The following is an 18431-nucleotide window of genomic DNA, read 5'->3' as shown; positions in this document are numbered from 1 at the left end:
ACGGGCACGGCCGTGGGACCGCGCTCTCTGGGTGAAGGCGATGAAACCAGGAAATTAACTGGTAATCATTCTCACCATTGCCCGCCTGCTCCGGTTTTGCTCACCGGCGAATTGGCCACTTTATCTCGCAATTTGTGTGAAGTAATTGACGTTTGGATACCTTTGTAAACGGTTGTCCGATACGGCAAAAGCGGCGACCTCTCCGGCAAAAGCCCGGCTCGCCCCCCGCACCAAGAATCCCGCCTCGTGCAAGCGCAAGCCGCGTGACCCCGGTCGGGTCCTGCCGGCGAGTCCTCGAGAGCCCCGGCACTCGAGATTTCCCCAATGTGCGACCCAGGTTGTTCGTCCAGGACGAAGGCGCCCCGGGGTCTGAAGTCAAGAAGCAAGGACAAATCATGGAAGCTGTTTACAAGTCTGGTGGCGCATCCCGCAAAGCGGCGGCAGACGCCCCTCTGGTTCTGGATCGCCCATCGATCGTGTCACTGAAGATCGCGCCCGAGAGCGTGCTCAGGTTCGAGCGTCGCGGCGGCGACCTGGTGCTCGTGTTGCAGGGCGGCCAGGAAGTCGCCGTGCGGGGCTTCTTCGCCGAGTACCCTGACGGCGGCCGCAACGACCTCGTGCTCGAAGACGGCGCCGGCGTGCAGTGGTGGGGCCAGTACACCGCGCCCTGGAAAGACTTCCACTTCACCGAAATCGAATGGAACGACGCCGGCGCCGCGCTGCTGCCCGACGGTGTGCCCGGCTGGCTGCTGGGTGCGCTCGGCGTGCTGGGTGTCGGTGCCGCCGCGAGCGGTGGTGGCGGCGGCGGCGGTGGCGGCCCGGCCTTCATTCCGCCGCTGCTCCCGCCGCAGAACCGCGGCCCCGAAGGCAAGGCCGAGCCCGTCGCCACCGAGCAGGACAAGCCCATTTCCGGGCAAGTGCAGGCCACCGACCCGGACCGCGACACGCTGAACTTCACCGTCGCCAAGGGCCCCGAGCACGGCACCGTCACCGTCGACCCGTCCACCGGCCAGTTCCTCTACACGCCCAACCCCGGCTACGAGGGTCCCGACAGCTTCGAAGTGACCGTCAGCGACGGCAGGGGCGGCACCACCACCGTGACGGTGCCCGTGACCGTCTCGCCCGTCAACGACGCGCCCACGGCGCCCGACTACACCGAGACCACGAACGAAGACACGCCCGTGAGCGGCCGTGTGACCGGCAGCGACATGGACAGCGGCGACACGCTGACCTACGTGAAGGGCAGCGACCCGGCCCACGGCACGGTGACGGTCAACCCGGACGGCACGTACACCTACACGCCCGGCGCCAACTTCAACGGCACCGACAGCTTCACCGTCACGGTGAGCGACGGCCACGGTGGCACGACCACCAGCACCGTGACCGTGACCATCAACCCCGTCAACGACGTCCCCGTGTTCGTCGACGGTGGCGGCACCCCGGTGAACACGACAGACGGCTACGTCTTCGGCTACGACGAGAACCGGCCCGCAGGCACCGTGCTCGGCACGGTCCGCGCCACCGACGTCGACAGCGCGACCGTGACCTACAGCATCCTCTCGGGCAACGACGACGGCTACTTCGCCATCGACCCGGTCACGGGCGCGATCAGCCTCACGCCGGCAGGCGCTGCGGCGTTCGTGAACGACTACGAGGCAGGCGCCAACGCGCACGCACTGGTGGTCGGCGCGAGCGACGGCACGGTCACCACGAACATCCCCGTCACGCTCAACGAGCAGAATATCAACGACGCACCGACGGCGCCCGACGACACCAAGACCACGGACGAAGACACGCCCGTCAGCGGCCAGATCATCGGAAGCGATGCCGATGGCGACACGCTGACCTACACGAAGGGCAGCGACCCGGCCCACGGCATGGTGACGGTTAACGCCGACGGCACCTACACGTACACGCCCGGCGCCAACTTCAACGGCACGGACAGCTTCACCGTCACGGTGAGCGATGGCCACGGCGGCACGACGACGAGCACCGTGAACGTGACGGTCAACCCGGTGAACGATCTGCCCACGGTCCCGGACTACACCAAGACCACGCCCGAAGACACGCCCGTCAGCGGCCAGGTCATCGGCACCGACGTCGACGGCGACACGCTGACCTACGTGAAGGGCAGCGACCCGGCCCACGGCACGGTGACGGTCAACGCCGACGGCACCTACACGTACACGCCCGGCGCCAACTTCAACGGCACCGACAGCTTCACCGTCACGGTGAGCGACGGCCACGGTGGCACGACCACCAGCACGGTGAACGTGACCGTCAACCCGGTGAACGACGCCCCCGTGTTCGTCGACGGCGGCGGCACGCCGGTGAACACGACGGACGGCTACGTCTTCGGCTACGACGAGAACCGTCCTGCAGGCACCGTGCTCGGCACGGTCCGCGCCACGGACGTCGACAGCGCGACCGTGACCTACAGCATCCTCTCGGGCAACGACGACGGCTACTTCGCCATCGACCCGGTCACGGGCGAGATCAGCCTCACGCCGGCGGGCGCTGCGGCGTTCGTGAACGACTACGAGGCGGGCGCCAACGCGCACGCGCTGGTGGTCGGCGCGAACGATGGCACGGTCACGACGAACATTCCCGTCACGCTCAATGAGCAGAATATCAACGACGCACCGAAGGCGCCCGACGACACCAAGACGACGAACGAAGACACGCCCGTCAGCGGCCAAATCATCGGAAGCGATGCTGATGGCGACACGCTGACTTACGTGAAGGGCAGTGATCCGTCGCATGGCACGGTCACAGTCAATGCCGACGGCACGTACACCTACACGCCCGGCGCCAACTTCAACGGCACCGACAGCTTCACCGTCACGGTGAGCGACGGCCACGGTGGCACGACCACCAGCACCGTGACCGTGACCATCAACCCCGTCAACGACGTCCCCGTGTTCGTCGACGGTGGCGGCACCCCGGTGAACACGACAGACGGCTACGTCTTCGGCTACGACGAGAACCGGCCCGCAGGCACCGTGCTCGGCACGGTCCGCGCCACCGACGTCGACAGCGCGACCGTGACCTACAGCATCCTCTCGGGCAACGACGACGGCTACTTCGCCATCGACCCGGTCACGGGCGCGATCAGCCTCACGCCGGCGGGCGCCGCAGCCTTCGTGAACGACTACGAGGCAGGCGCCAACGCGCACGCACTGGTGGTGGGCGCGAGCGACGGCACGGTCACCACGAACATCCCCGTCACGCTCAATGAGCAGAACATCAACGACGCACCGACGGCGCCCGACGACACCAAGACCACGGACGAAGACACGCCGGTCAGCGGCCAGATCGTCGGCAGCGACGTCGACGGCGACACGCTGACCTACGTGAAGGGCACCGACCCATCGCATGGCACGGTCACGGTCAATGCCGATGGCACCTACACCTATGTTCCTGGCCCGAACTTCAACGGCACGGACAGCTTCACCGTCACGGTGAGCGACGGCCACGGCGGCACGACGACGAGCACCGTGACCGTGACCGTCAACCCCGTCAACGACGCCCCCGTGTTCGTCGACGGCGGCGGCACGCCGGTGAACACGACAGACGGCTACGTCTTCGGCTACGACGAGAACCGGCCTGCAGGCGCCGTGCTCGGCAGGGTCCGCGCCACCGACGTCGACAGCGCGACCGTCACCTACAGCATCCTCTCGGGCAACGACGATGGCTACTTCGCCATCGACCCGGTCACGGGCGAGATCAGCCTCACGCCGGCGGGCGCTGCGGCGTTCGTGAACGACTACGAGGCGGGCGCCAACGCCCACGCGCTGGTGGTCGGCGCGAGCGACGGCACGGTCACGACGAACATCCCCGTCACGCTCAACGAGCAGAACCTCAATGAAGCGCCGACGGCGCCCGACGACACCAAGACCACGGACGAAGACACGCCCGTCAGCGGCCAGATCGTCGGCAGCGACGTCGACGGCGACACGCTGACCTACGTGAAGGGCAGCAACCCATCGCACGGCACGGTGACGGTCAACGCCGACGGCACCTACACCTATGTTCCCGGCCCGAACTTCAACGGCACCGACAGCTTCACGGTCACGGTGAGCGACGGCCATGGCGGCACGACCACCAGCACGGTGAACGTGACCGTCAACCCGGTGAACGACGCGCCATCGGCCACGGTGACTGCGCCCGAGGCTGTCTCCGAAGGCAGCCTGCCCGGCGGCATTCCGGCTGCGGGAGAGCCGCCGCTGCAATCGACCGGCACCATTTCCATCGCGGACCCGGACAGCGCGGCCAGCGACCTGTCGGTGTCGCTGAGTGGCCCCAACGGCGTCACCTCCGGCGGCCAGCCGGTGTCGTGGACCTGGGACGCGGACACGCACACGCTCACGGGCAGCGTCACCGTCGGCGGCGTCACCACCGAGGTGATGACCGTGGCGGTGGGCAATGTCGCTGCCACCGGCACGGGGCAGTTCGAGGCGGGCTACACCGTCACGCTGAAGGCGCCGATCGACCATCCGCCGGGCAACGGCGAGGGCGTGTCGAACCTGCACTTCGAAGCCGTGGTGAGCGATGGCCAGGCCAGCGGCGCGCCGGTGGGCTTCGATGTGCCCGTCAAGGACGATGCGCCGGTGCTCGTGAGCGGCGAACAGGCCGTCGACGTGGCGCCGATCGATACCAACCTCATGGTGATCCTGGACCTTTCCGGGAGCATGGGGCAGGAAACCCCGACACGCCTCAGCCGCGCGAAAGAGGCGGTCCAGAATCTGATCGACGGCTACGACCTGTACGGCGACGTGCGGGTGCAGCTCGTCACCTTCAGCACGACCGGGGCGTCGCAGCAGGCCTGGATGACGGCGGCCGAAGCCAAGGCGCTGGTGCAGAACCTGCAGGCTTCCGGCAGCACCAACTACGATGCGGCCCTGGCTGCGGCGATGAACGGCTTCTCGGCCACCGGCAAGCTCGACGGGGCCCAGAACGTGTCCTACTTCCTCACGGACGGCGAGCCGACCCTGGGCGACGGCAACACGGAGCAGTTGGCGAACAGCAGCAACAGCAGTACGGCCGACAGGGGCATCCAGGCCGGGGAAGAAGCGATCTGGACGAACTTCCTCAGCACCCACCAGATCAACTCGTTCGCACTGGGCCTGGGCTCGAGCCTGAACGCGGCGGCACAGGCTTTCATCGACCCCATCGCCTACAACGGCAGCACCGGCACGAACACCAACGGCCAGATCGTCACCGACACGAGCCAGCTGAACGACATGCTGCAAGGCACGATCAGCGTGCCGCCCACGGTCAGCAACCTGCTGACCGGCGGCCTCGGCGGCTCGTCGGGCTTCGGCGCCGACGGCGGCCATGTGTCCGAGCTGAGCATCGACGGCACCACCTACGCCTTCGACAGCAGCACGGGCCTGATGACCAAGACCGGCCCCGCCGCCGGCAGCGACTACAGCTACGACGCGGCGACGCACCAGGTCACCATCGCCACGGCGCAGGGCGGCAAGCTGGTCGTGGACTTCGACTCGGGCGAGTTCAGCTACCAGGTGGCACCGCGCACCAGCGGCTCGCGGAACTACGACGAGACGCTCAGCTACCAGGTGGTCGACCGCGACGGCGATGCGAGCAACGCGGCCACGCAGACGCTGCACGTCAACTACACGCCCGCAGCCGGTGCGGCGGGGGCGGCAGCGCTCTTCACCTCGGCCGACTCGCTGGGTCTGGCCGGCGTCGAGGATGTGACGGTGTCGCTCGAGCAGCAGCAACCGCAAGATGCGCCGCATTTCCCCTTCGCCGACAGCCCGTGGGGGGGCACGCAGCTGTCCGACATGCTGCATGCCTACAACGCGGCCGAGTCGCTGCAGGCGCTGTTGCAGGCCGCGTTCCCGCCGGCCTTCGCGAGCACGCAGGCATCGCCCACGGGGCTGGCCCTGGCGTCATCGGCCGACTCGCTCACGGCCTACGCACCGCCCGTGGCCCCTTCGCTCGACGACGAGCTTCACATGGGCCTCGCGCTTCACCACTGACCGACCGGGGCGTCGGCGCCGCTTGCGGCGCCGACACCTGGTGGTCCACACGCTGTCCGCACGTTCTTACGCATGTCTGCTTCCCGTCTTCTTCCGTCCGCCGCCGCGGGCCTTTTCTTGCTGCTCGCCGGAACGGGGGCGTTTGCGCAAGCGAGCGCCGCCACCCCGCTGGGCATGACCGAGGCGGTGCGCCTGGCCGCCACATCGCACCCGACCGTGCGCAACGCCGTCGGGCAAGCGCTGCAGGCGGGCGAGGGCATTGCGGACGCGCGCTCGGGCTACTACCCGCAGGTCAGCGCGGGCCTCAGCGCACGCACGGGCAACCGCCAGCTGCAGACCGACGGGCGCCGCCAGGTGCACCAGGCCTCGCTGTCGGTGACCCAGATGCTGTACGACTTCGGCAAGGTGTCGAGCGCCGTGAACGAGGCCGAAGCCTCGGCCACGGCCGCGCGCGCCAAGCTGCTGTTGGCGGTCGACGACGTGGTGCGCGACACCGCCCAGGCGTGGATCGAAGTGCATCGCCAGCAGGCGCTCGGCGAAATCGCGCAGGCCCAGGTGAAGGGCGTGCAGTCGCTGGCCGGCCTGGTGGGCGAGCGCCAGGCCAAGGGCGCGACCAGCCAGTCGGACGTGGCGCAGGCGCAGTCGCGCCTGGAGGCCGCGCGTGCCCAGCAACTCAACACCGCGTCCCAGGCCGAGCGCTGGCGCCTCAACCTCATGCATCTGACCCAGGGCCGCATGCCGGTCGACATTGCCGGCGAAGCGTCGGCGCCGCTCGCGAGCGCCTGCGCCGCGCACCCGCAGACGGCCTTGCCCGCACCGACCGTGCAGATGGCACAGGCCGAGCGCGACATGGCACAGGCCGCGCTGCGCGGTGCCGATGCGCAACTGCTGCCCACGCTGTCGCTGAACGCCGGCGTCAACCGGGGGCTCGAATCCGGCGCGCGGCTTGCCGGCCAGTCCGCCACCGAAAGCACGCTCACCGTGAACTTCAGTGCGCCGCTGTACGAAGGCGGGCGCAGCCAGGCCCGCCAGCGCGCCGCCGCGCACGCCGTCGAGGCGGCCGAGGCCGCGCTGGGCTATGCACAGCTGAGCGTGCGGCAGCGGCTCGAAGACGCGCGCGTGCAATCGCAAGGCCACGCGCAGCGCCTGCCCGTGCTCGCCGCGCGCGTGCACAGCACGCAGCGCACGCGCGACCTGTACCGCGAGCAGTACTTGCAGCTGGGCACGCGCTCGCTGCTCGACCTGCTCAATGCCGAGCAGGAGTTCCACGGCGCGCGCTTCGAACAGGCCGAGAGCGCGCACGAAGTGCAGCGGCTCGCAGTCGAGTGCCTGTACCAGTCGGGCCGCCTGCGCGAAGCCTTCGGGCTGGTCGATGCGGGCGACCTCGTGGCCGGAGGCCGGCCATGACCGCCACCACGATGCCCGAGCTTTCTGCCGCGCGCGGCCCCGAGCTGCTCGCCGGCTGGGTCGACGCCGTGCTGGCCGTGGCCGCCCACTACCACCTGGACACCTCGCGCGAGCGCATCCGCGGTGCCGCCGCGTGGAGCGACCACGAAGACCTCGGCGAGCGCGTGCGCCAGATGGCCCGCCAGGCCGGACTCACCGTGCGCCAGGTCGCGCCGCGCCTGGACACCCTGAGCCCCTGGCGGCTGCCCGTGGTGCTGCAGCTGCGCGACGGACAGGTGGCCGTGGTCACCGCCATCTCGGCGCAGGGCCTGCGCGTGATGCTCGGTGGCGACCAGGGCGCAGAAACTGTCTGCACGATCGACGAGCTGCAGCCCGCGCTCGAAGCCATGGCCGTGCTGCGGCCCGCGCAGTCCGCGCCCGACTCGCGCGTGGACACCTACATCCGCCCCGTCGAGCCGCACTGGCTGCGCCAGATCGTGCTGGCGGACTGGCGGCCCTATGTCCACATCCTCGTCGCATCGCTCGCCTACAACCTGATGGCGCTGGCTGGCACGCTGTTCTCGATGCAGGTGTACGACCGCGTGGTGCCCGCGCAGTCGCTGCCCACGCTGCATGTGCTGTTCGGCGGCGTGCTGCTGTCCATTGCGTTCAGCTGGGTCATGCGCGGCGCGCGCATGCGCATCACCGACGTGGTGGGCAAGCGCGCCGACCTGCGCATTTCTGACCGCGTGTTCGGCCACGCGCTGCGCGTGCGCGGCTCGGCGCGCCCGCGCGCCACCGGCACCTTCATCTCGCAGCTGCGCGAGCTGGAGCCCGTGCGGGAAATGCTCACGTCGACCACCGTGGCGGCCGTGGCCGACCTGCCGTTCTTCTTCGTGTTCTGCGTGCTCTTCTGGTTCATTGCCGGCTGGCTCGTGCTCGTGCCGCTGGCCGCGTGCGTGCTGCTGCTCGTGCCCAGCCTGCTGGCGCAGCCGCGCCTGCGTGCGCTGGCCCAGGCGGGCATGCGCGAATCGTCGCTGCGCAACGCCATGCTGGTCGAGGCCGTGCAGGGCATCGACGACATCAAGGTGCTGCAGGCCGAGCCGCGCTTCCAGAACCAGTGGAACCACTACAACGCCGTCAACGCCGACTCGGGCCTGCAACTGCGCGCGCTGCTCAATACCCTGAGCAACTGGACGCAGACCGTGCAGGGCGGCGCCTTTGCCTTCGTCGTGTTCTTCGGCGCGCCGCTGGTGATGGACGGCCACATGAGCACCGGCGTGCTCGTGGCCGCGTCGATCCTGTCGACCCGCATGCTCGCGCCGCTGGCCGGCGTGACGCAGGTGCTCAACCGCTGGCAGCAGGCCAAGGTGGCCGGCGAATCGCTCGATCAGCTCATGAAGCTCCCGGTCGACCACCCGCCCCATGAGACGCGCGTGCACCGGCCCGCCGTGCAGGGCGACTACACGCTGCGCGACGCCGCCTTCAGCCACGACGGCCAGACCACCGCGCTGCACGTGAAGGCGCTGCACATCGGCCCTGGCGAGCGCATTGCCGTGCTCGGGCGCAACGGCGCGGGCAAGTCGACGCTGCTGCAAGCGCTGTCGGGTCTCATCGAACCGCGCGCGGGCAGCGTGGTGCTCGACGGCGTGTCGATGGCCCACATCGACCCCGCCGACGTGCGCCGCGACGTCGGCCTGCTCGCGCAAGACGCGCGCCTGTTTCACGGCACCCTGCGCGAGAACCTCCAGATGGGCACGCCCCACGCCACCGACGCCGAACTGATCGCCGCGCTGCAAGCCACCGGCGCCTGGGCCTTCGTGTGCCGCCTGCCCACCGGGCTGGACCATCCGCTGCTGGAAGGCGGGCGCGGCCTCTCGGGCGGGCAGCGCCAGAGCCTGCTGCTCGCGCGGCTCATGCTCCGCCGCCCCAGCGTGCTGCTGCTCGACGAGCCCACGGCCTCGCTCGACGAAGTGGCCGAGCGCGAAGTGATCGAACAACTGCGCGCTCTGTCCGCAGGCCGCACGCTGGTGCTGGCCACGCATCGCCCGGCCGTGCTCGATGCGGTGGACCGCATCCTCGTGGTGGACGGCGGCGCCGTCGTGCTCGACGGGCCGCGCGACCAGGTGATGGCGCGGCTGCGCCAAGGCGCGGCGGCATCGCGCGAGACAACGGCCCTCGCGGGCCGCGGCAAGGAGGCACAGGCATGAACGCCGTGACATTGACCAAGGCACCGGTGCCTGCGCAGGTATCCACCGCCACCGTGTGGGGCCCCGGCGGCGCCGGCGACTTCGACGAGGCGCGCGCCAGCGGCTCCGCGCGCGTCGTGTGGTTCGTCGCGCTCTTTCTGCTCGCGTTCTTCGTGTGGGCCTGGTGCTTCGAGATCGACGAAGTGTCCAGCGGCATGGGCAAGGTGATTCCCAGCTCGCGCGAGCAGCGCATCCAGTCGCTCGAAGGCGGCATCCTTGCCGAGCTGCGCGTGCACGAAGGCCAGATCGTCGAGAAGGGCGAGGTGCTCGCGCAGCTCGACCCGACGCGCGGCGAGTCGAGCGTGGAAGAAACTGCCGCGCGCTACCGCGCCGCGCTGGCCAGCAGCGTGCGCCTGCGCGCCGAGGTGGAAGGGCGCAGCACCCTTCAGTTCCCCGCCGAGCTGAAGGCGTACGCGCAGCTGGTCGACTCCGAAAGCGCGCTCTTCCGCTCGCGGCAGGGCAGCATGCGCGACACCGCTTCAGGTCTGGGCCAGGCGCTTGCGCTCGTGCGCAAAGAGCTCGACATCACCCGCTCGCTGCAGGTGAGCGGCGCGGCCAGCAACGTCGAGCTCATCCGCCTGCAACGCCAGGCCGCCGACCTGGAGCTGAAGATCTCCGAGGCGCGATCGAACTACATGGTGCGCAGCCGCGAGGAACTCGCCAAGGCCGATGCCGAGGTGAAGTCCTTGTCGTCCGTGGTGCGCGGGCGTGCAGACTCGCTCGAGCGGCTCACCCTGAACTCGCCCGTGCGCGGCATCGTCAAGAGCTTGCAGGTCACCACCATCGGCGGTGTCGTGCCGCCCAACGGCTCGCTCCTGACCCTGGTGCCGCTGGACGACCAGTTGCTGGTCGAGGCGCGCATCTCGCCTCGCGACATCGCCTTCATGCGGCCCGGGCAGGAGGCGCAGATCAAGGTCACCGCTTATGACTACGCCGTGTACGGCGGCCTCAAAGGGCGTGTGGTGACCATCGCACCCGACACGCAGCGCGACGAGGTCAAGCCCGAGATCGTGTACTACCCCGTGCTCGTGCGCACCGACTCCGACGCACTGACCGACAAGGCCGGCCGCCGCATGCCCATCGTGCCCGGCATGGTGACCACCGCCGACATCCGCACCGGTCGCAAGACCGTGTGGGACTACCTGACCAAGCCGCTGAACAAGGCGCGCGAAGCCATGCGCGAGCGCTGATTCGCGCGCGCTCATCTCTCCCAAGAATCCCATCCGACCCAAGAGGACGCCAGCCATGAAAAAGACCCCGCACGCATCACCCACCGTTGCCGCCTTCGCGCTCGCCGCCGCGCTGCTCGGCGCCGCCACACATGTGGCGGCGCGCGATAACCCCGTAGACCCCGTGAGCAACCCCGACAAGCTGGACTATCGCGACGTCGAGGCGCGCCGCCCTGACTTCAAGGAGCCCTTTCTGCGCGACGGCATCGTGTCGCGGCCCGAGCGCTTTCGCGAAATCAAGCCCGGGATCAATCAGGCTCAGGTGCTCGCCGTGCTCGGGCAGGCGCTGAGGCAACAGCGCGGCGCGCTCGGCACTGAGTGGGACTACCAGTTCAAGTTCCAAATGCCGCAATCGGCCAACTACCTCGTATGCCAGTACAAAGTCGTGTTCGACGACAGCCAAACCGTGCGCAGCGCCGCGTGGCGCCGTCGGCAATGCCTGGATCTGATCCCGCACTGAACTGCCAGCCGGCGATCGGGCCGTCGAATCCTCGCCTGGGTCAATCGTGGCCTTGGCTTGTGCCGTTTGATGCAAAACCTGCAGTGCGTCCCTACGAAGCCTTCGTGTACGGACACTCTGCAGATGAGCCGAACAAGTTGGCCGAGCGTTGCTTGGAGGTGATCGAGCACACGCTCAAGAGCGTCGAACGCGTCGCAGCCTGCTTACGGGCCGCCGAACTGGAACATGGCATCGGAATCGCAGCCATGACGCGCACGGAAATCGCCGACGCTGCCGAATGGCACCGCGCCAAGCTACAAGGTCTGCTGGCTGTGAAGCTGCGACGCACCAGGTGTGGTGATCTCCAACTGGTGGAAGACCTTCACCTGGTCGTGCGGATCAAGCCCAGACTCACCGCCGCACCAATACCCGCAGTGCCCGTCTTCTCGCCAGGTGACTTGGTTCACCCGAGGCCAAATGATCAAACTGGCTGAGTCGGCACGTTGTATTTGCATTTTGCCGCTGATTGTTCGCATGCCCCTTTGGGGAGATGCACCATGATCCGTCGCACCCAGCGGCTTCGAAGAAACCTCTTCCGATCGAGCAACATCGCGCTGTGGTTGTACGCCGTGTTGAATTCCGCCGATCTCTGACGCGTGTCAGGCAGTTGGCGGTGTTGAGATTTGAAGTGTCACGGCTTGACCATGATCCGGACTTCATGTTGTTCGTCGGCGTTGCGAGTGAGTCGGACCACCTGCCGCCGCACGAGCTTCGCAGTCAGTGTGCGCCAGCCTGGCTAGACGTGCGCGTGCCACTGGTCGGGTCTTCGACATGGCACGCATCGCTGTGTTCAAGAGCGTAGTGAGCTGAGGCTTGCGTATGTATGTACGCACGGCGCCCGATTACCAGGGCAGCGGCGCGGCCTCGCCGTTGGCGTGCTCGCCGTAGTACAGCGACGGCAGGAAACGCGAGAGGTACGTGAACTCCGAATAGCAGTGGCGCAGCAGCCCCAGTCCCAACTCGTCCGGCAGGTCGACCGCCGGTTGCGCGCTCGACTGCCCCAGCAGGAAGCGGCTGCGCAAGACGCAACCAAAGGGCGTGTCGCGGGCCAGGTGAATCATCTGCCCATCCTGCGGATCGCCGTTGGCGTCCAGCGCGATGTGCTCGCCAAAGCCGATGCGCGCATAGACCGCCGCCGACGCGCGCTTCTGCGCGAAGGCCAGGTCGAGCTGTTCGGCGTCGAACAGCTCGCGCGGGTCGTGGAACTTCAGTTGCGCGGCCACCGGCGGAATATCAGCCAGCGACTCCACCGCGCGAATGGACGCGCCGATGTAGCTTTCGCCTTTCTTCCAGTGCTTGTCCCAGCCGCGATGCTCGACGTGGTCGTGCGGATGCCACCACTTGATGTGCTGTGTGGTCTCGAAGAACTTGAACCACCAGTCGAGCATACGTCCGGTGCAGCCATGAAGATCGGTGCGCACCGCCACGACGAGGCAGCCGCTGGGCAGCCGGGAGATGCCGGTCTCCAGCCGCAGGGGCGTGATCTGCAGCAGGTCGTCGATGCGGGAAATCTCTGGATGGAAGGGATGCTCGATCATGTGTTTTCCGATCATTTCTTGAAGAGGAAAAATGATCTTACATTAAAGAAACGTATGTCGTTTCGTTAAACTGGATAATGCCCCACGGAAGGCTCCGCAACGAAAGACCGCATGGAACACGCAACGAAACCCACCGCCCGGCCACGCGGGCGGCCGGCAAGGCCCGAGCACGAGATGGGCGAGGCTGCAGTGGCCGCCGCCACCTGGCTGCTGCTGAACGAAGGCTATGCCGCCACGACGATGGAGGCCGTGGCCAGGCGCGCCGGCCTTGCCAAGAAGTCGCTCTACCGGTTCGCGGCCAACCGCGAAGACCTCGTGGCGCTGGTCGTGCGCAGTTGGACCGACGAATTCAAGCCCGTGCTGGCGACCGAAGTTCGCTCACAGGCGGACGTGTTGCCCGCGCTGGCGGAAATACTGCGGGTGATCGCGGCGCGCGTGCTGTCGGCCGACGCGGTTGGCCTGTTCCGCCTGCTCACCACCGACTTTCCGTCCAAGGCGGACCTGCTGGAGGTGTATGAACGCAATGGCATCGAGCGCGGCCGGCGGATGCTCGGCGACTGGCTCAAGCGCCAGCACAAGAACGGGCTGCTGCAGGTGAACGAACCCGAAGCGGTGTGCGACCTGATGCTGTCGATGGTCGTCGCAGAGCCCTTGCGGCAGATGGCGCTGGGCGTGACGCCATCAGTGCCGGTATGGGACCCGGCGCCGCGCATCAAGGCAGCGCTTCGTCTGATGAACGGAGTGGCGTTCTCGGTGACGACAGGCGCCTAATGTAGGGCTGTTACGGCCAACAGCGGAAGTACGAATCGAACCTCTGGCCTGACCTTGGTGCATAGGCGTCCCACGCGAACGGATTGCTGAGACCTCTGGAACTCGCTATCCTTGCTCTCCATGGCTTGCTCGCAATTCGCGTCCATTATTCGCACCATCCGAAGGATGGTGGGTTAGCGCGCGGCCTGAGTAGCCAAGCAACCCGCCCCATGAGGCGGGTTTTTTCTGTCTCCTGGGGCTCCTCAGAGTTACAGGAGATTGGAATGCTCGAAACCGAAACTTCGCGGACTGCCGCCGCTTCTTCCTTGCCAGGGGTCCTGCACATGATCTGCGGGAAGATCGCTTCCGGAAAGTCGACGCTCACCAAGCACCTCGCAGCGCAGCCGAAGACGGTTCTCATCAGCGAGGACGATTGGCTCGCACGCCTTTACCCGAACGAGATTCAAGCCCTCGCGGATTACGTGCGCTGTGCCGGTAGATTGCGCGAAGCGATGTCGGGCCACATTGCAGCACTGCTCGCGGGGGGCACGTCCGTCGTACTCGACTTCCCCTCGAACACCCCCACCACAAGAAATTGGGCCCGAGGCCTTTTCGAGAAAGCTGAAGCAGCGCATCGCCTGCACTACCTGGAGGTTCCCGACGAAGTTTGCAAGGCGCGCCTGCGTGCTCGCAACCTTTCGGGGGAACACCCGTTCCAAACAACCGATGCGGAGTTCGATCAAATCACCAGCCATTTCATCCCGCCTGGGGCGGAGGAAGGCTTCAATATAGTTCGCTATGGTTGAACATGTGGCCGTCGGCTCTGCCGCCGCGCATTTGAAGTCGGCCGCAAAAGGCAGAATACGGCCACAAGCGGGTGCTCACGACCGTCTGGTCCGGGCGTGCGCATCTTCGGCCCGCACCCATTGCGGTGGAACTCGGACTTCATTGAAGTCCCGTGTCGGGCGCCACGAAGCAGGTGCCACAAAGGGCAGTGGCGACACGCGCTCGGAGCGAGACCGGATTCAGGTTCGACCGATGCGACTGCCATGTGATGCTCCCATTCAGCCCAGTGCAGCCCCCCGGGTTCGCCCCGGCGTAGCGCCTGTGCCTTGCGCTACGGCTTGGTGAAGAAGGAACTCGACCGCCTGTTGCACGACGCGGTGGCTCGCCAGACCTGCCCGTCGTACGACTCAACGTGGCGTGGAAGCCGCGGCCGTAGCGCGACTCAGGTCGGGCGTGCCGACAACCCTTCGATCCGCCGGGTCAGGGCGTGCACCGCGTCGGTCAGCGCCAGCAGTTCACGTTCCTTCAGGAGGTCGATCTTCTCGTGCAGCAGTTCGATCTCCAACTCCGCCTTGACATTGATTTCGTAGTCGGTTTCGGCGTGGCGCCGGTCCTGCTCGGACTGCCGGTTCTGGCTCATCATGATTACCGGCGCGGTGTAGGCCGCCTGGAACGACAGGAGCAGGTTCAGAAGGATGAACGGATACGGGTCCCAAGCGCCGTTCCCGGTCATCGCGTTGCCGACGATCCACAGCACGATGGCCGTGCTCTGGAAGATGATGAAGCGCCACGACCCTACGGTCGCGGCCACCGCGTCGGCCAGGCTTTGACTGCGAGTCGGTTCGCGTGGAAGGAAATGCTCGGGAGCCGTCGGCGGCTTGGCCGATTTGGCTTGCCGGTGGGCGCGTCGGTGCTTGCGAAGCGACTCCAGCCGAAGCCGATCTTCGGCTGCCAGGATCGTCGCATTTGGGGTGAGGTGTTTGTCGTTCATACGGGCTCCGATGGTGAAGTCAAGGGCGATGTCGATGGCCCGCGTCCGCCAAACGCCGCAAGCCCGGTTGCATCATGGGGCAGACAGCACGTGGATGTTTGAAGACACCGAGAAGCGTTGCACTCGTGCCCACGCCAGTGCATTCCTAGCCGCGGCTGGGTGCGCCGGCGCGCGGCTTGCGAGGGCATCAAACCGTCGATCGAATTCGACTGGACGTTGACTCCTTGACCCGCCGAGTTCCACCGACAGCTATGCGGCGCCAAATCTGGACGAGCGATCGTCTGTGATGGGCCCAGCTGAGACCCTTGGCGCAAAGTGTCGGTCCCTAAACTGCATAGGAGATCGACATGGACGCTTGCACAATCGCTGCACCGCGCTCCCCCTGGAACAAGGACAAACTCGTCGGGCAGAAGCGGCCATTCAAGCTCAAGGAAATCTGGGCGATCCGGACACGGCTCCAGTTGTCATGCCGAACTCGCGACCTTGCGCTCTTCAACCTCGGTATCGACAGCAAGCTTCGAGCCTGCGATCTGGTCAAGATACGAGTGCGCGACGTGGCCAATGGCGATAGGCCGGCGGCCCGCGCGAACGTGATCCAGCAGAAGACCGGACGACCGGTCCAGTTCGAACTCACCGAGCCAACCCGCACTGCGGTGTCCGGTTGGATTCATTCGGCGCATCTTCGTCCCGAAGACTTCCTCTTCCCGAGCCGGGTTCATGCATCGCCACACCTCGGGACACGGCAGTACGCGCGCATCGTGGATGGCTGGGTGGAGGAGATCGGCCTGGATTCTGCCGACTACGGCACCCATTCGATGCGCAGAACCAAGGCTTCCTTGGTCTACCGCCGCACTAGGAACCTTCGCGCGGTGCAGTTGTTGCTCGGGCACACCAAGCTTGAAAGTACCGTGCGCTACCTGGGGATCGAAGTTGAAGACGCCCTGGAAATAGCCGAACAGACGGAAGCCTGACCTTCTCTGGTGCCCCAAGGCAACGGGGCGCCGGAGAGGGCAGAATGCGGCCAGCAGCGGACGCTTGCAAAGCATACTAAACGTGATGAGTAGATACGACGACAACCCATTTTTGAGGCTCTTGGACTGCTACATCCTGAATGCTATTGGAGAACTCGACGACGACCAACGAGACGTCCTTGTCGCTCTTGAGCCCAAGCTCCATCAAACACTTGGTGCGAGCGGTTCATGGCATGAGGTAGTCGCGACACAGATGGGTTTCGTCGATACCGTCCCCGACAAGATTCGTGCTTTTTGGCTCGGTTACATCGAAGCCGCGAGGGTGCAGGGACTCCCAGCCGTACCCGGCGAGTTCGTGAAGTCATTCGTGAATCAGAACTTCCCACATATGGAAAGCGGAGACTCTGCTCTCCATTAGCCGTATTTCTCTACGTCTGCTTCGGAGAAAAACGTGGGACTGCTTTGGGCCCAAACCTCCAACGCCGTGACCGGCTACAGTCGGCCAGAACCGGACATTCGCAGGGCCTCGCGTTGCTGCTGCAAGGTCTAAAACTTCAATAATTCACGAAAATCACACATCGATGTCAAGCTTGGTGGAAGGTAGTCGGATCCAACTGATCAACGTAAACCTTGAGCGGGTTGGCCAACGGGATTGGATGAACGAACGCGAACCTGGTGTCGGCGACGTTGCAGTGGTGGAGGAAGTGTTCGTAGTAGACACGGTGCCTTTTGTCAGATTGGTCTGCGAGCCTGAAGCCGGATTTCTCGTGTGGCGTGCTGATATCCGGGAAGATGGCTTTGAGTACGTCAAGATGTAGTTGCCCGATGTATTCGCGGGCTGTTTTTTGGGAGGGTGATTTCATGAGGTTTGAGCTGTACCTGCCTCAGGAAGCGCCACGCGATGCGTTGGTCCTAACCGAGGCTCGCGTAGACGTGTATGACGCCCGCGTCGATTCAGTCAGGGTATTTGAAAACGCTTTTAAGAGCGCCGTATCGGGTCTACGGTAGCGTGCGCCCAACGGCTACAGTCGGCCAACTGCGGACTTTCGACTCCAGCTCCCGAAGCCCGTGCGCACTGACTGGTAGTCTCAGAACTCCAACAGAGCAGCGAAAGGAGTCTTGCTGAAAATGCCTAGCAATCCCGAGATTGTTGTATCCATCGTCGCCGGCGTCTTCCTCCTTATCTTCGGGGAGGCCATCGCGAATATCTTTGGACTGCTTGTGTTCGCCATCTTGACACTCGGTTTCATCAGAGTGCAGGGCCCAGAAGACCGCGAACGGGTCTTTCCATGGCATGGCTTCGCAAGGAATGAAGCCGGCAAACTCCTCGTTCAGACTGAGATGGCAGGAGGAATCGGAATGATTACGGGAATAGCTGTGTGTGTGTTTCTTTGGCGGTACGGGGTCTTTACGCGCTAGCGGCCATAAGCCGACCTTCGTGATGCCTGTTCAATTTTGAGGGTGGATGCTCGGTCGGCCTGGCCGGCGACGGCTAAAGTCGCTATCCATCGACCGGCCTGGAAAATCTGTCGCAAGAAAATGACTCTGCCCAAACTGCTCGGGAAAAAGCTCAAGGACGACGAGGTGCTCCAGCTACTGGAGGACTGTCAGGCGGGTCCGGTCACTTACGAATTTGACCGCCTGCATGAGGGCACGCCGGATTCATACTGGCTCGAAGCTGCCGACGAGGGCTTCGCGATTCGGTTTGACGAGCAGCAAACGCTGAAGACCATCCATTGCTACGTCGTGCCTGTGGATGGCTTCTCGGCAGTCGATGCCGGGCTTCTAGGGGTTCCGCTTTATGCCACGCGCGACGAGGTGCAGCATGCATCGACCGACATGGGCCTTCGCGTAGTTACGGGTGATGCGGATATTCCCGCGCTCCGTCTTCAAACGGCGTGGGCGCGCGTTGAGGCGGAGGACTTTTGGACACACTATGAGTTTCGGGCCGGAGTTTTATGCATGGTGAACCTGTCCCTCCCTCGTCGGTAAGCGGCCAGCACCGGACATAGCCCGGTGAGCTCAAA

14 protein-coding genes are annotated in these 18431 nt (G+C 65.8%); 12 read left to right on the top strand and 2 right to left on the bottom strand.

Features of this window, described 5'->3' with window-relative positions:
* Nucleotides 1-395: 395 nt before the first annotated feature.
* The 6 genes from VAPA_RS33630 (at nucleotide 396) to VAPA_RS23140 (ending at nucleotide 11802) form a co-directional block, all read left to right on the top strand.
* On the top strand, nucleotides 396-6005 hold the full coding sequence (locus VAPA_RS33630; protein ID WP_021012433.1) for a tandem-95 repeat protein: 5610 nt from the start codon (nucleotides 396-398) through the stop codon (nucleotides 6003-6005).
* A 72-nt stretch (nucleotides 6006-6077) separates the two neighbouring features.
* A complete protein-coding gene (locus VAPA_RS23160; RefSeq protein ID WP_021012432.1) occupies nucleotides 6078-7412 on the top strand; it encodes a TolC family outer membrane protein in 1335 nt (444 codons plus the stop codon).
* The gene (locus VAPA_RS23155) at nucleotides 7409-9601 is read left to right on the top strand and encodes a type I secretion system permease/ATPase (RefSeq protein ID WP_021012431.1); all 2193 of its coding nucleotides are present in this window, start codon (nucleotides 7409-7411) and stop codon (nucleotides 9599-9601) included. Before VAPA_RS23160 ends, VAPA_RS23155 begins: the two co-directional genes overlap by 4 nt.
* On the top strand, nucleotides 9598-10830 hold the full coding sequence (locus VAPA_RS23150; protein ID WP_021012430.1) for an HlyD family efflux transporter periplasmic adaptor subunit: 1233 nt from the start codon (nucleotides 9598-9600) through the stop codon (nucleotides 10828-10830). Before VAPA_RS23155 ends, VAPA_RS23150 begins: the two co-directional genes overlap by 4 nt.
* Nucleotides 10831-10885: 55 nt before the next feature.
* Complete coding sequence (gene bamE / locus VAPA_RS23145) at nucleotides 10886-11329, top strand: outer membrane protein assembly factor BamE domain-containing protein (RefSeq protein ID WP_021012429.1); 444 nt, start codon at nucleotides 10886-10888, stop codon at nucleotides 11327-11329.
* Between the two features lie 83 nt (nucleotides 11330-11412).
* Nucleotides 11413-11802, top strand: coding sequence for a hypothetical protein (locus VAPA_RS23140; protein WP_041946212.1), 390 nt, complete (start codon nucleotides 11413-11415; stop codon nucleotides 11800-11802).
* Between the two features lie 408 nt (nucleotides 11803-12210).
* Here the strand turns inward: VAPA_RS23140 and VAPA_RS23135 are convergent, their stop codons facing one another.
* On the bottom strand, nucleotides 12211-12906 hold the full coding sequence (locus tag VAPA_RS23135; RefSeq protein WP_021009208.1) for a DAPG hydrolase family protein: 696 nt from the start codon (nucleotides 12904-12906) through the stop codon (nucleotides 12211-12213).
* Between the two features lie 111 nt (nucleotides 12907-13017).
* Between VAPA_RS23135 and VAPA_RS23130 the strand changes: the two genes are divergently transcribed.
* Nucleotides 13018-13677 carry a TetR/AcrR family transcriptional regulator gene (locus VAPA_RS23130; RefSeq protein ID WP_021009207.1) on the top strand — a complete coding sequence of 220 codons (660 nt, stop codon included), beginning with the start codon at nucleotides 13018-13020 and terminating at the stop codon, nucleotides 13675-13677.
* Between the two features lie 263 nt (nucleotides 13678-13940).
* Nucleotides 13941-14462, top strand: coding sequence for a P-loop nucleotide/nucleoside kinase family protein (locus tag VAPA_RS23125; protein WP_021009206.1), 522 nt, complete (start codon nucleotides 13941-13943; stop codon nucleotides 14460-14462).
* 422 nt (nucleotides 14463-14884) lie between these two features.
* On the opposite strand, the gene VAPA_RS23120 is transcribed toward VAPA_RS23125, so the two are convergent.
* Nucleotides 14885-15433 (bottom strand): DUF1003 domain-containing protein, encoded by a 549-nt coding sequence (locus VAPA_RS23120; RefSeq protein ID WP_021009204.1) that lies wholly within the window; start codon nucleotides 15431-15433, stop codon nucleotides 14885-14887.
* Between the two features lie 347 nt (nucleotides 15434-15780).
* On the opposite strand from VAPA_RS23120, the gene VAPA_RS23115 reads away from it, so the two are divergent.
* The 4 genes from VAPA_RS23115 (at nucleotide 15781) to VAPA_RS23095 (ending at nucleotide 18396) form a co-directional block, all read left to right on the top strand.
* Nucleotides 15781-16404, top strand: coding sequence for a tyrosine-type recombinase/integrase (locus VAPA_RS23115; RefSeq protein WP_021009202.1), 624 nt, complete (start codon nucleotides 15781-15783; stop codon nucleotides 16402-16404).
* Between the two features lie 581 nt (nucleotides 16405-16985).
* Entirely contained in the window at nucleotides 16986-17222 is a 237-nt protein-coding gene (locus tag VAPA_RS23105; RefSeq protein WP_051255351.1) for a hypothetical protein, read from the top strand.
* 310 nt (nucleotides 17223-17532) lie between these two features.
* Complete coding sequence (locus tag VAPA_RS23100; protein WP_021009199.1) at nucleotides 17533-17823, top strand: hypothetical protein; 291 nt, start codon at nucleotides 17533-17535, stop codon at nucleotides 17821-17823.
* Between the two features lie 120 nt (nucleotides 17824-17943).
* The gene (locus tag VAPA_RS23095; RefSeq protein WP_021009198.1) at nucleotides 17944-18396 is read left to right on the top strand and encodes a hypothetical protein; all 453 of its coding nucleotides are present in this window, start codon (nucleotides 17944-17946) and stop codon (nucleotides 18394-18396) included.
* Nucleotides 18397-18431: the final 35 nt, after the last annotated feature.

This window comes from Variovorax paradoxus B4 (assembly GCF_000463015.1).
In the GTDB taxonomy this organism is placed as follows: Bacteria; Pseudomonadota; Gammaproteobacteria; order Burkholderiales; family Burkholderiaceae_C; genus Variovorax; species Variovorax paradoxus_E.
This window is presented reverse-complemented; position numbering and strand designations above follow the sequence as displayed.

Excerpts from the sequence above, each read along its gene's own strand:
- VAPA_RS23160 (WP_021012432.1), top strand. The coding sequence starts at position 6,078 with ATGTCTGCTTCCCGTCTTCTTCCGTCCGCCGCCGCGGGCCTTTTCTTG.
- VAPA_RS23100 (WP_021009199.1), top strand. The coding sequence starts at position 17,533 with ATGCCTAGCAATCCCGAGATTGTTGTATCCATCGTCGCCGGCGTCTTC.
- bamE (WP_021012429.1), top strand. The coding sequence starts at position 10,886 with ATGAAAAAGACCCCGCACGCATCACCCACCGTTGCCGCCTTCGCGCTC.
- VAPA_RS23130 (WP_021009207.1), top strand. The coding sequence starts at position 13,018 with ATGGAACACGCAACGAAACCCACCGCCCGGCCACGCGGGCGGCCGGCA.
- VAPA_RS33630 (WP_021012433.1), top strand. The coding sequence starts at position 396 with ATGGAAGCTGTTTACAAGTCTGGTGGCGCATCCCGCAAAGCGGCGGCA.
- VAPA_RS23125 (WP_021009206.1), top strand. The coding sequence starts at position 13,941 with ATGCTCGAAACCGAAACTTCGCGGACTGCCGCCGCTTCTTCCTTGCCA.
- VAPA_RS23135 (WP_021009208.1), bottom strand. The coding sequence starts at position 12,906 with ATGATCGAGCATCCCTTCCATCCAGAGATTTCCCGCATCGACGACCTG.
- VAPA_RS23150 (WP_021012430.1), top strand. The coding sequence starts at position 9,598 with ATGAACGCCGTGACATTGACCAAGGCACCGGTGCCTGCGCAGGTATCC.
- VAPA_RS23120 (WP_021009204.1), bottom strand. The coding sequence starts at position 15,433 with ATGAACGACAAACACCTCACCCCAAATGCGACGATCCTGGCAGCCGAA.
- VAPA_RS23095 (WP_021009198.1), top strand. The coding sequence starts at position 17,944 with ATGACTCTGCCCAAACTGCTCGGGAAAAAGCTCAAGGACGACGAGGTG.
- VAPA_RS23105 (WP_051255351.1), top strand. The coding sequence starts at position 16,986 with ATGTCAAGCTTGGTGGAAGGTAGTCGGATCCAACTGATCAACGTAAAC.
- VAPA_RS23155 (WP_021012431.1), top strand. The coding sequence starts at position 7,409 with ATGACCGCCACCACGATGCCCGAGCTTTCTGCCGCGCGCGGCCCCGAG.
- VAPA_RS23115 (WP_021009202.1), top strand. The coding sequence starts at position 15,781 with ATGGACGCTTGCACAATCGCTGCACCGCGCTCCCCCTGGAACAAGGAC.